This is a genomic window from Polaromonas sp. P1_F9, from assembly GCF_056405615.1.
Genome location: NZ_JBFUBT010000006.1, coordinates 196551 through 209415, shown reverse-complemented (window position 1 = coordinate 209415; position 12865 = coordinate 196551). Strand labels below are relative to the sequence as shown.

The following is a 12865-nucleotide window of genomic DNA, read 5'->3' as shown; positions in this document are numbered from 1 at the left end:
AAATTTTTGTTTTTCCGCCGGGCCGCCCCCAGGAAAAATGCGCCCCCTCGGGGGGCAGCGCAGCACATGCAATGGCAAGCGTGGGGGCTCATTTCTATGCTTCGTTTCCGGCGACTATGCTCATGACCGCCATTCGGACGGCGATGCCGAAAGTCACCTGCGGCAGGATCACACTTTGCGTGCCGTCGACGACAGCCGAGTCAATCTCCACGCCGCGATTGATGGGGCCGGGGTGCATGACGATGGCGTCGGGTTTGGCCAGTTGCAGTTTTTCGGTGGTGAGGCCAAAGCTCTTGAAGAACTCCTGGCTGCTGGGCAGCAGCGCGCCCGACATGCGTTCGTTCTGCAGCCTGAGCATGATGATCACGTCGGCGCCCTTGATGCCTTCTTCGAGTGTGTTGCAGACGCGCACACCCATCTGCGCCATGTCGGCCGGGACCAGAGTCTTGGGTCCAACCACCCTAACCTCAGGGCAACCCAGCGTGGTGAGTGCGTGGATGTCGGAACGCGCCACACGCGAGTGCAGCACATCACCGACAATGGCGACCGTGAGCTTGCTGAAATCTTTCTTGTAGTGCCGGATGGTGTACATGTCGAGCAGGCCCTGCGTGGGGTGCGCATGGCGGCCGTCGCCGGCATTGATGACGTGTACATGCGGTGCGACGTGCTGGGCAATCAGGTAGGGTGCGCCCGATTCGCTGTGACGCACCACAAAGAGATCGGCGGCCATGGCGCTCAGGTTGGCGATGGTGTCGAGCAGCGACTCACCCTTGGAGGCCGAGGAGCGCGCGATGTCGAGGTTGATGACATCGGCCGACAGCCGCGTGGCAGCGATTTCGAAGGTGGTGCGGGTGCGGGTGGAGTTTTCAAAGAAGAGATTGAAGACACTCTTGCCGCGCAGCAACGGGACTTTTTTGACTTCGCGGTTGTTGACGCTGACGAAGTTGGCGGCGGTGTCGAGGATCTGCGTCAAGGTGGCCTTGGGCAGGCCTTCAATCGACAGCAGGTGGATCAGCTCGCCGTTTTTGTTGAGTTGCGGATTTCGTCGGTACAGCATGTGATGGACTCCTTGGGGTCTCTTGATTTTTGTGTCTTGGTTTCTCGATTTTGTTGGCCTATCAGCCCTGAACCTGGAAGCTGAACTTGCCGTCTTCTGCGCGGGCCAGCTCAAGCGACTGCGAAGCGGGCAAGGCCACGCGCGCCACAGCCAGGTCGGGCTGCACCGGCAACTCGCGCCCGCCCCGGTCTACCAGCACGACCAGCTTGACGCTGGCGGGCCGGCCGTAGTCAAACAATTCGTTGAGCACCGCACGGATGGTGCGGCCGGTGTAGAGCACGTCGTCGACCACGACCAGGTGGGCTCCGTTCACGTCAAAAGGCAGCAAAGTCTGACCGCTGGAGGCCAAGCCGCGCTGTGAAAAATCGTCGCGGTGCATGGAGGAGGACAGCACGCCGGCCTCGCCTTCCAGGCCCAGGTCTTTTTGCAGACGCTGCGCCAGCCACGCGCCGCCGGAGGCCACGCCAACCAGTTTGGGCGGCAAGGGGTAAGACGCCAGTTGCTGGCGCATGCCGCGCAGCAGGTCGCTGTACAGCGCCTCGGCGTCGAGGGTCAGGCTGCTCATGGAAAACTCCTTAAAAACTGCTCGAGGATGATGCAGGCCGAGGCCGCGTCGGCATCGACTGCGCTGCCGGCAAGTGCCTCGGTGGTGCTGTAGCGCTCATCCACCTCAAAGACCTGCAGACCGAAGCGCCCGCGAAGCTGGCGGGCGAACTTCTGCGCCCGCGCGGTATTGTCGTGGCTGGCGCCGTCGGGGTGAAAGGGAACACCGACAACGAGGGCGTCAGGCTGCCACTCCTTGATACGCGCCTCGACGGCCTTGAGGCGGGCGTCGCTGCCTTCAGCGGCAATGGTGGGTTGGGGCGTGGCGGTGCGGGTTAGCACGTTGCCGGTGGCCACGCCGGTGCGCTTGAGACCGAAGTCGAAAGCCAGAAAGGTTTGGAGGCCGGTGGCCCGAGGGGAAGGCATGGCCGCAAGGCTCATGCGTGACCGGCCTCGGGTGAGAGCATCCAGCTTTGCAGGCCCAGCAGCATGAGCGCCTTGTCGTAGCGTTGCTCTACCGGTGTATCGAAAATCACACCAACGTCGGCAGCGACCGTGAGCCAGCTGTTGTCCGAGATTTCCGACTCCAGCTGACCTTCACCCCAGGCCGAATATCCGAGGGAGACAAACACCCTGCGCGGGCCAGCGCCCGTGGAGAGCGCTTCCAGCACGTCTTTGGAGGTGGTCATTTCGAGGCCGCCAGGAATCGTCATCGTCGAGGCATAGACCGATTCGTTGCCGGGCATCATGGATTCGTGGAGCACAAAGCCCCGTTCAGTCTGGACGGGGCCGCCCTGGAATACCGGGGACTGGGTCAGGTCGTCGCGCCGCAGAGGCAACTCGACCTTGTCGAACAGGTTCTTGAGGTTTATATCGCTGGGCTTGTTGATGACCAGCCCCAGCGCACCCCGGTCGCTGTGTTCGCACATGTACACCACGCTTTTGGCAAAAGCTTCATCATCCATCCCCGGCATGGCAATGAGGAAGTGGTGCGTGAGGTTGATCGATGCAGAATCCGTGGCCATGGCGGGATTTTACGCCGGACGGGACGGCGCGGGGAGCCCACCCTGCCGGCCACCCGCCAATTCGCGGGGATCTAAGGCCGGATAGCCGCTTTTCGCTACGATGGCCGGATGCACAAGAAGTATGAAACGGGGTTAATGTGGTTCAGGCGCGACCTACGGGTTCAGGACAACGCTGCTCTGTATCACGCGCTGAAGTCATGTAAACAGGTGTATTGCGCGTTTGTTTTTGACAAAGCCATTCTGGAGGCTTTGCCTCGAGTTGACCGCCGCGTGGAATTCATACGGGAATCGGTACTGAGCCTGGACGGCCAGCTGGAGAAGCTGGGCGCTGCGGCTGGCAGCCTCGGCGCCGGCCTGTTGACGGCCCATCACGATGCCGTGGACGCGGTGGTGCGGCTGGCGGCAGAGCTGGGCGCCGATGCCGTCTTTGCCAATCACGATGACGAGCCGCAGTCACTGGCGCGCGACGCCGCAGTACAAGCGGCGCTTGAGGCCGGGGGCAAGGCCTTTTACAGCTTCAAGGACCACGTTATTTTTGAACGCCAGGAGGTGCTGACCCTGGCGGGCAAGCCTTACACCGTGTTCACGCCCTACAAAAATGCCTGGCTGAAGAAGGTGGACGATTTTTACCTCAAAGCTTATCCCGTCGAAAAGTACGGTATGACCTTGGCGGCGGTATCAGCAAGCAGGCGCCCTGTGCCATCGCTGGGCGAGCTGGGGTTTCAGGCCAGCAACCTGTCGGCACTGAAAATCCCCACGGGCAGTGAAGGCGGTGCCCGGCTTTTGGGGGATTTCGTTGGCCGCATGGCGCAGTACAAGGAGGTAAGGGACTTCCCGGCCGTCAAGGGCCCGAGTTACCTGGGCGTGCACCTTCGGTTCGGCACGGTGTCGATACGGCACATGGCTGCGTTCGCTTTAAACGCTGCAAATCGAGGGAATGAAGGTGCCGCCACCTGGCTCAGCGAATTGATCTGGCGTGATTTCTACGCGCAGATCCTTGCCAATTTTCCGCACGCCGGCGGCAGCGCGTTCAAGCCGGACTATGACGCGATTGAATGGGAAAGCGGCGAAAAAGCCGTGGCGCTGTTTCAGGCCTGGTGCGAAGGCCGGACAGGCTATCCGCTGGTGGATGCGGCAATGGCCCAGATCAATCAGACGGGCTACATGCACAACCGCCTGCGCATGGTGACTGCCAGTTTTCTGGTGAAAGACCTCGGCATCGACTGGCGTTGGGGCGAACGCTACTTTGCCGAAAAGCTCAACGACTTTGACCTGTCGGCCAACAACGGCGGCTGGCAGTGGGCGGCAAGCACGGGTTGTGACGCGCAGCCTTATTTCCGCATCTTCAACCCGGTCAGCCAGAGCGAGAAGTTCGACGCCGCGGGTAAATTTATCCGCAAATACCTGCCGGTGCTGACACAGCTGCCAGACAAGGCGCTGCACAATCCCTGGCTTGCGACACCGCTGGAGCTGGCCGCCGCAGGCGTGGCGTTGGGCCAAAACTACCCGATGCCCATCGTGCAGCACGACGAAGCGCGGGCGCTAACGCTGCAGCGCTATGCGGTCGTAAAAAAGGCCTGAGAAGAACTCTCAGGCCTTGCTATTATTTTAGGAGCTGCTTGCGCACGCTCTGCTTGGGTTACAGCCCGTTTTTTCTGTTTTTTTTGCCTCAAGCGGAAGCAACGGTCTCGGCGGCGCAATAGTGACGCACAAGGCTCATCAACTCTTCTTCAGAGAACGGTTTGCCCAAATAGTGGTCAACACCCAGTTCCTTGGCATGCTCACGGTGCTTCTCGGCGATGCGGGACGTGATCATGATGATGGGCAGGTTATTGAGGCGCACGTCAGCCCTGATATTGCGCGCCAGGTCAAAGCCATCCATGCGCGGCATTTCGATGTCTGACAGCACCACGGCCGGCCGCTCTTCCTGCAGGCGTTCAAGCGCCTGCAGACCGTCGGCCGCCATGGAGACACGGTAGCCTTCACGCTGAAGCAGGCGTTGCGTTACCCGGCGAACCGTAATGGAGTCATCGACCACAAGAATCAACGGGATTTGCGGGGCGACAGGTGCCGACATCGTCGTTTTCGCGACGCTGCCGCTGCCGCCGTCGGTGGTTGCCGCGGTAGCGCTGGAGCCTTCAAGCATGTGCGGCTCGGCCCGGTCTGAACTCCATGCGCGCGCCTGCTGGCCATACACGGAAGCCAGCGCAACCGGGTTGTAAATCAGCACGACCGCACCGGAAGCCAGCACTGACATACCGGCTAGGCCAGGCAAACGGGACAATTGCGGGCCCAGGTTCTTGACCACAACCTCCTGGTTGCCCAACACTTCATCGACGTGTAGGGCAATGCGCTGTGCGGCGCTTCGGAAGATCACGACCGGTGTGGTCTTGCCCTGGGCTTCGGCGCTGTGGTGCGAGGCCTGCAGCAATGCGCCGGACCAGAAGAAGGGCATCGACTCGCCGGCAATTTCCAGTGTGCCGGTGTTATAGGCCTGCTGCAGCTCTTTGGCCGAAGCGCGCCTGACGGTTTCCACCACGTTGGCAGGTACGCCGATTGAGAGATTGCCCGAGCGGATCATCACCACCTGCGTCACAGCAGTGGTCAGCGGGAGTACCAGCTTGAAGTGCGTTCCCTGACCGGCGACGGTGGAGGTTTCGATCCGGCCACCGAGCGCGTTGACTTCGGAGCGGACCACATCCATACCGATGCCGCGTCCTGCCAGCTCGGTCACCTGCGCGGCCGTAGAGAAGCCGGGCATGAAAATCAGGTTCGCGGCGTCGCTGTCTTCCAGCGGTTGATCAGCCGTGATCATCCCGAGGCTGATGGCCTTTTCGCGGATACGTGCCAGGTTCAGGCCGGCGCCGTCATCGCTGAAGTCAACCGAAACGTCGTTACCTTCCTGGCGCAAGTGAACGGTGATCAGGCCGACCGGGTCCTTGCCCGCATCGGTGCGAACCTGCGTACTTTCAATACCGTGGGCCACGCAGTTGCGCAGCAAGTGCTCAAAGGCCGGCGTCATACGGTCCAGCATGCCGCGGTCCATTTCCATGGTACCGCCCAGCAAGTCCAGGCGGACCTGCTTGCCGGTTTCCTTGGAAGCCTGGCGCACCACGCGGTACAGGCGCTCGGAGATGCCTTCGAACTCCACCATGCGGGTACGGAGCAGGTCGCGCTGCAGCTCGCGGGTCTGGCGAGCCTGGGCGATCAAATCGTCTTCGGTGGCCTCCACCGTGCGCTGCAAGGTGCGCTGCACAGTTGCCACGTCATTCACCGACTCGGCCATCATTCGCGTCAGTTCCTGTACGCGGGTAAAGCGGTCGAACTCCAGCGGGTCGAACCCTGCCTGGGCTTCCTTGGCTTGAGCCAATCGCGACTGCATCTGGGTTTCAGCTTGCAACTCAATGTCCCGCAGCTGCTGGCGCAAGCGATTCAAGTTACCGCTCATGTCGTTCAGCGAGCCCCGGAGCTGGCTGAGTTCGGCTTCCAGCCGGGAGCGCGTGATCATGACCTCACCAGCCTGGTTCACCATGCGGTCGAGCAACTGGGAGCGCACACGGATCGAGGCGTTGGCCGCCTGTCGCAACGGCTGCATGGCCATGGTCTGCGGCGCGGGCACGGTGAGCTTGCGGCCAGCACCGGCGGCAACCGGAGCGACGTTCTCGGCTGGAGTCTCCGGCGCATCCACTGCTGGAGCGGGCGTGCCTTGCGTGTTCGACTTCAGTACGGGCTCAACGACCGTGATAGGCGCAATAGGCGCAATAGGCGCAAGCGTGACGGGGGCAGCCGCAGCAGCCGCATCAGCACGGCGCAAGGCCTCAAATGTCGCTTCCATGGCGTCAAAACGCGTCATCAGGGGTTCGAATTCCTGGGTTGAAGCCGCATCAGAGCCGAGATGCTCGATTTCGGACTCAATCCGGTGAGCCATTTCGCCTAGCCGCAATGCACCTGCCAGCCGGGCGCTGCCTTTGAGCGTGTGAAGTGCGCGCAGGACTTCCATGCGTGCGCCCTGGTTATCAGGACGTGAAGACCACTGCCGCAGTGCGCCCCCCAGCTGGGGCATGAGTTCTGCAGCCTCTTCTTCAAAAATCGGGAACAGGTCGGGATCGATTGCATCGACCGCATCGATTTCGTCGTCCTCGTCTTCCTCGAAGTTCGAGTTCACTGGTGCAGCCACGGTCGCTACCAGCCGGGCGGGCGTGGAGACGACAGCCGCAGGTGGAGGCACCGGCGTGACCTGAGCGGGGACAGGCGTTTCAATTACCTGAGCCAGAGTCGCTTCTGGTTCCAGTGATCGCAWCGGCTCTACGGAGACCGTTTCAACCTCCACCAATTCGGGGGAGAAGTCGAAGTCGGAAAAATCGTTACCCGGGGGCAAAACCGAATCAGAGAAATCGAGTTGCTTCAGCCTGTCAAGGATGGTTGCATCCGCCTCCTTGAGAAACCCGGCGGCAAACTGATGCAAAAGCCGGCGGATGTCTTCCGCTGCATCAACAAATACCTGGCCATACCTGGCAGCGCCATTGCTGTGATGAACGCTGGATTGCTGCAAAGCCTGTTCAAGCGCCCGAGCCATTCCGGACAGGGCATGGAACCCGACAGTCGCGGAACTTCCCGCGAGGGAATGGGCCAGGGCGACGGTAGAGTCGCTGACCGGTTGGTTCAGCTCGAGCGCCCATTCGGCCACCTCAGTCACAAGCCGGCGTGACCATTCATCGGCTTCATTCAGGTAGACGTTGTAAAGCGGAATTCCAATGCGCAAGGCACCGATGACCTTGACCTGTTCGTCACCATTGCCATCCAATGGCAGCACACTGTCAGCTGCATCGACCGCATCATCCGTCTTCATAACTTCGGCAGCCTGCAAGTGTTGCGGTTGCCCGGCTAGATCGGCGCCTTCGGCCGCTGCCGGCAATTGTTTGTGCCCCTCAGGGGTGAAATCAAAGACCACAGGCGCAGGCTGTTCAGCCGCCACAGACTCAGCCTGAAAGTGCTTGTCGAAATCCGCGTCCGACAGTTCGATCGGTTCTGTTGCATCTATCTCCAGGGATGCGAACGGCTCCGCCGCAGCGGGCTGCGTTGACGCAGGCGTTGTACCAGCCGTCGCAGAAACTGCGGATAAACTGCCGAAATCAATGCCTTCAATTTCTGCCACAGACGGACCTGCAGATTCCACAGGGCTCACGATCGCAGCTGTACCTTCCGCCTCAAACATGAGGTCAAAATCCACATCCGTCATAACGGTCGGGTCGGCAACAGGTTCAGCACCAGCAGCTTCAGGGATACCTGAATCCAGCTCCAGTTCAGGTGCCAACGCTGTTGGCGTTGCCGCAGTCACGGCGACCGCAGGAACCTCGGCAATATCGACTGCAGCAGTCAGCAGGGGGCTGTAACGGCCCTCAGTGCGCATCGCATCGGCACTGGCACGGAAGGTAGATGCCGACCACGATCCATCGCGATTTCCTGCAATGTCTTCAATCCACTTTGCAAAACCGCCCATTGCTTCCAGCGATAACGCCCGGAATTCATCCGTAGCAACTTTTTGATCAGCCAGCCAGCTATTGAGCATTTGCTCGAGCGACCAGGCCGCCTCTCCGAACTCGTTGAGCCCCACCATGCGGGAGCTGCCCTTGAGCGTATGAAAAGCACGCCGCAAAACCGTGAGTTGCGATACATCGGCCGGATCATTGACCAGTGCGGCCAAAGCTTGCTGGCCGTTGCCGACCACTTCGCGTGCCTCTTCAAGAAAGATGTCACGGAGGTCGTCTTCTTCAAAATCATCCGACGCGGCCGGGCTCTCAGGTGCCGCCTGCACCGGCGTTACGGCAAATGCCAAAGTCGTCAGCGCCTCCGCGGCAACACTCGCGTTGCTTCCGGAAACAGCGACAGCGGCTTCGCGCGCACTTTGCGCAAGCGCAGGCTGTTCGGCCAGCGCCGCATGCGTGGCCAACGTGTCAAGTTTGAGCGTGAGGTTGTGGTCAGTTTCGCCAAGACCCGCATCCTGCACAACAGAAATCACTTCCTGTGACAGCACATCATTGTTGACCGTGACAGAGGTCGCCGCACTGGCAGCGTTCTGGGCACGGCCCATCAAAGGCTTGAGTTCGCCTTTTTCCGCGTCAAATACAAACAGTTTTTTCGCCAGCGCCGGCTGGTAATTCAACATATCGATGAGGAAACTCAAGGCGCCAAGGTTGTTTCCGAGATGCTCGAATGTTCCAGCTGCACGCGCACGCTGTTCATCAATTTCAGTGACCAGCATCTGCTCGACGCTGTCTCGCATGCGCAGTACGGCGTGCGAGGCCTGGTCCAGCCCCAGTACCGACAGCACGCCACGCATTTGTGAAAGTTGGCCGGGCACGGATTGAAGCGCGACTTTGTCCTGCGGGTTGCGAAAAAACACATCAAGTGATTTTTCAAGCTCACCCAGCGACACACGCAATTCACCGACGACGCTGCCCATGGTCTGCTTGTCACTGACCCGGCGGTACAGCTCTTCCATCCAGCCTTCCAGAGGCTGAGGCTCGCCGCCTGCACGGACGCCTTCCAGCCGTTCAGCAAGATTGGCTGTTCTCACAGCCAGCTGGGGATCGTTAGGATCCAGGTCATCAAAAGCGGCTTCAAGGTAAAGCACGGAGGTGGCCACTTCCATGGCAAGTTCTATTCCTGGGGCCTGACCAGACCGGACCGTCGTATCCACGGCGCGAGTCAACGCCTGCGCAAGTGGTTCGCTGGGCGGATGAAGCTTGAGCAGAGAATCCGTGACGAGGCTGAACTGGTCGGTCACGGACTTGAATTTATTGGCGTCCCCGGCGGAAAGCGACGACCAGGTTTCTTTCGCAGACGTGATGCGCTTGCGGGCCTGGGCGAGCAGAGCCGGATCAAAACGCCCGAACTGAACGAGCTCATAGTCCACCGGTTTGAATCGGTTGAGACCATAGGCTGACCGGATTGCCGAAAGTGCAGGCGTGTCGCTGGCACGGGGGGAAACAGCCTGCGAACAGAAGAAGAGCAAATCCTGCGCCAGCCGATCCGATACCCCCGTATCACCCTTGGCAAGCGAGGCATACTGCATCAGGATTCGCGATGCAGCTCGCCGTACATAGATGTCCGACCCGAGCAACTCATGCGCGACCGCTTCGAAATAGGCGGCCGCAATCTTCCAGAATATCCTGGGTTGGCGGTCCGCCTGTCTGGCCGCAAATCCGAGGCTGAGCTCCTTCAGTTTTTTGGCTGCCTGCGGCGCCTTACCCTTCATGATTTGAAGCACCGATTGATCCATGACGGCGCGAGCACCATCATCGTAATTGCGAGGCTCAGCTGTCGTCGCCAGTTCCGGCTCCAGCCAGCGCCACTCAAGCGGCCACAGGTCAGCCGGATGAATGCGGTCGGCCCGCACCAATTCCTGCACATCACGGTATTGGGGGAAAAGCGAAACTGGCGACACGGGCTTATCGGCCAGCACACCTTCCAGATACTCGGTCAGCGCAAAACTGGCGCGCTCGATTTTGCCGGCCGCGTCCTGGCTGCATTGCTCAGGTTGTTGCACAAATTTCTGTACCGCAGCTTCCATCGCCCGCAACACCAAGGCTGGCCCGGCAAGGCCTACCATTTCAAGCGCGCCCACGGCCTGGTGCAGTTGCTGCCGTGCGATGCGCAACTGGCTGGCATCAAGCGCCGCAAGATCGGACCCACGCGCAGCTTCCGCGTCCCGCACAAAGCGCTTCAGCGCCTTGGCAGCACCGTCCAGCGACTTGCGAAGTTCGTCAAGCACCCAAGCCAGGGGGCCCAGGTCATTGACAGCGAGATCGAGCTCGGCAGCTGTTGAATTCGGGACGTTGGATTGCATAGATAACGGGCCGGTTCAGGAATCGGTGTCAGGGGCGAAAGCTGCGTTCAGCGCACGACAAGCTGGCATCAGGCGATCTTGAATCGGGACACAGACTGGCGCAGCTCTTCAGCCATGCGGGAAAGGTCTCGCACCTGCTGTGCCGTGGAGCGGGTACCTTCCCCGGTCTGTTCCGTCACCGCAAAAATGTGCTGAATGTTGCCAGCCACCACGTTCGCCGATGCGGCTTCGCGGGAGGCGGAGTTTGAAATCTGCTCAATCAGGTCAGCAAGCCGGCGTGACACCTGGTCAATCTCGGTCAGTGCGGTACCCGCGTTATCGGACAGTTTGGCCCCTTCAACCACACCCTGCGTGGAGCGTTCCATAGCGGCCACGGCATCCTGTGTGTCGGTCTGAATGGCTTTCACCAGGGCTGAAATCTGGCGTGTGGCATCTGCAGAACGTTCAGCCAGTCGCTGCACCTCTTCCGCAACCACCGAGAAGCCTCGCCCGGCTTCACCGGCTGACGCTGCTTGAATGGCTGCGTTTAGCGCCAAAACGTTGGTCTGTTCGGTAATGTCTGAAATCAGTTCGGTAATTTCACCAATCTCCTGCGAAGACTCACCCAGTCGCTTGATCCGCTTGGAGGTCTCCTGAATTTGGTCGCGGATGGAGTTCATACCGCCGATGGCATTCTGCACAGCCTGCAGGCCGGATTCGGCGGCTGTCAGCGATTGGCGCGCCACCTGGGAAGATTCCTGCGCCTGTGTGGACACCTCGTTAATTCGGGATGCCATGTCAAGCACCGACTGGCCGGTTTCACGAATCTCACGCAGCTGTTCGGTAGAAGCCGCCAGCAGTTCGGTTGAAGTGCTTTCCACCTGCGCCGTCGTCTGTGCAACGCGGGTAGCCGTGTTTTGTACGTTACCCACCAGCTGCCGCAACTCTTCCACCGTGTAGTTCACCGAGTCAGCGATAGCACCGGTAATGTCCTCGGTCACGGTCGCTTCCTGCGTCAAGTCGCCCTCAGCCACTGTCTGCAACTCATTCATCAATCGCAAAATGGCGGCCTGGTTGGCGTCATTAACGCGCTTGGCGTCCTGCTCTTGCCCTTTCGCTTCCTGCCGCTGGGTTTCAGCAACAGCCTGACGCTGCTTGCTGTCTTCCACCTGCAGCTTGGCCAAGCCAGCTGCGCACAATAGGGCAAAGGTGGCAGCACCCGCGAGGATGGCCAGCGACAAAACGCTCAGACCGGTCTGCAACGACAACTTGCCCTGCAAATCCTCAAGGCCACGGCGAAGGGGCTCACTGTCCGCAATAATCGAAGATTGCGCTTCACGGGCAGACACCAGGCCCTGCAAGTTACCCAAAATGGCACCAGCTTGCACACGGGTTTGCTCATAGAGCGCCATCAGGGCTTCCAGCCGCTCGCGCGTTTGCGGATCTTTGGAGCCGGCCAGGCGCAACTCGGGGCTGCCTTCCTGCAAACCCTGCGCAATTTCCTTGAACGAGTTCAAATCCTTGCCCAGCAGGAACACGGCTTCAGGGCTCACGCCCTCCATGGTCAGGAACTCATTGGCAGACTTACCAATCCGCTGGGTCAACATCACCAGCTGACCGGATGCCGAAATTTCAGCCGGCGCCGCATTCTGCTGGAGTTTGAGTGACGAAACAGTTTCTGCAATTTCCAGCAGATCCGAAGACTGACGGTTAATGGTGCGCAGGGCGTTGCCCACCTGGGTCAGAATATTTTGCTGGCCCATCACGGTTTTCGCGTTCTTTTCAGCGCGCTCCATGAAAGGAGTGACCTTTTCCACGTCGGATTGCAGGTCATCACTCACTGGCGCCAGACGCAGACTTTCTTCACCGGATTTCAGTCCGCGCACGGTTTTGGCCAGTACATCAGAACTCTCACGCACGTCAGGGAAGGCCTGGGCACTGCCCACCAGCGCCTGAGACACCGATTTCGCCAGACGCTGCGACTGCATCAAAGACTGCCCGGTGGCCGCCACCTGTTGAGCCACTTTATCCGCCTGGCTCAGCGCCAGGAAAGTCACCGTACCCAAGACAGCCACCGCGACGGCGAGGAAAAACACCAGCACCCGCTGATGCTGACCGATGGTCCTGCGGCCCAATAAAGGCAGACGCAGCAGCTCTTGATTTACCGCAGGTGCGCCGTCCTCGGCGGTCGCCATGCGGCTGGGCGCGAAAGCATCGTCATTTCCACCCGGCTGCCGAATCGCTGCGGTCTGAAGCGCAGCCTGATCCATAGCTCCGGTCGCAAGAGGATCTGGCGTACCGACGGAAGCCATGTCCATGCTGTCCTCGGGCTGATCGGGCTTGGTTTTAAATAGCTTCTGGATATTTTCAATAACAGACATGGTGAGCCTTCCGGGAGAGAAACAGTGTGCG

The 12865-nt window shown here is 60.3% G+C and carries 7 protein-coding genes; 1 reads left to right on the top strand and 6 read right to left on the bottom strand.

What is annotated here, in order from left to right; translation table 11 throughout:
• Nucleotides 1–94: 94 nt before the first annotated feature.
• From AC1DYR_RS18335 to AC1DYR_RS18320, 4 genes are all read right to left on the bottom strand, one after another.
• Nucleotides 95–1057 carry an aspartate carbamoyltransferase catalytic subunit gene (locus tag AC1DYR_RS18335; protein ID WP_092131839.1) on the bottom strand — a complete coding sequence of 321 codons (963 nt, stop codon included), beginning with the start codon at nucleotides 1055–1057 and terminating at the stop codon, nucleotides 95–97.
• A 61-nt stretch (nucleotides 1058–1118) separates the two neighbouring features.
• Nucleotides 1119–1622, bottom strand: a complete 504-nt coding sequence (pyrR, locus tag AC1DYR_RS18330) for a bifunctional pyr operon transcriptional regulator/uracil phosphoribosyltransferase PyrR (RefSeq protein WP_477706358.1) — start codon at nucleotides 1620–1622, stop codon at nucleotides 1119–1121.
• On the bottom strand, nucleotides 1619–2041 hold the full coding sequence (ruvX, locus tag AC1DYR_RS18325; protein WP_477706357.1) for a Holliday junction resolvase RuvX: 423 nt from the start codon (nucleotides 2039–2041) through the stop codon (nucleotides 1619–1621). Before ruvX ends, pyrR begins: the two co-directional genes overlap by 4 nt.
• Nucleotides 2038–2625 carry a YqgE/AlgH family protein gene (locus AC1DYR_RS18320; RefSeq protein WP_457281035.1) on the bottom strand — a complete coding sequence of 196 codons (588 nt, stop codon included), beginning with the start codon at nucleotides 2623–2625 and terminating at the stop codon, nucleotides 2038–2040. The genes ruvX and AC1DYR_RS18320 overlap by 4 nt, the downstream gene beginning before the upstream one ends.
• Nucleotides 2626–2733: 108 nt before the next feature.
• On the opposite strand from AC1DYR_RS18320, the gene AC1DYR_RS18315 reads away from it, so the two are divergent.
• Complete coding sequence (locus AC1DYR_RS18315) at nucleotides 2734–4206, top strand: cryptochrome/photolyase family protein (protein WP_477706356.1); 1473 nt, start codon at nucleotides 2734–2736, stop codon at nucleotides 4204–4206.
• Nucleotides 4207–4294: 88 nt separating this feature from the next.
• On the opposite strand, the gene AC1DYR_RS18310 is transcribed toward AC1DYR_RS18315, so the two are convergent.
• Together AC1DYR_RS18310 and AC1DYR_RS18305 are read right to left on the bottom strand one after the other, a co-directional pair.
• Nucleotides 4295–10474 (bottom strand): hybrid sensor histidine kinase/response regulator, encoded by a 6180-nt coding sequence (locus tag AC1DYR_RS18310; protein ID WP_477706355.1) that lies wholly within the window; start codon nucleotides 10472–10474, stop codon nucleotides 4295–4297.
• Between the two features lie 68 nt (nucleotides 10475–10542).
• Nucleotides 10543–12834, bottom strand: coding sequence for a methyl-accepting chemotaxis protein (locus AC1DYR_RS18305; protein WP_477668345.1), 2292 nt, complete (start codon nucleotides 12832–12834; stop codon nucleotides 10543–10545).
• Between the last annotated feature and the right edge of the window lie 31 nt (nucleotides 12835–12865).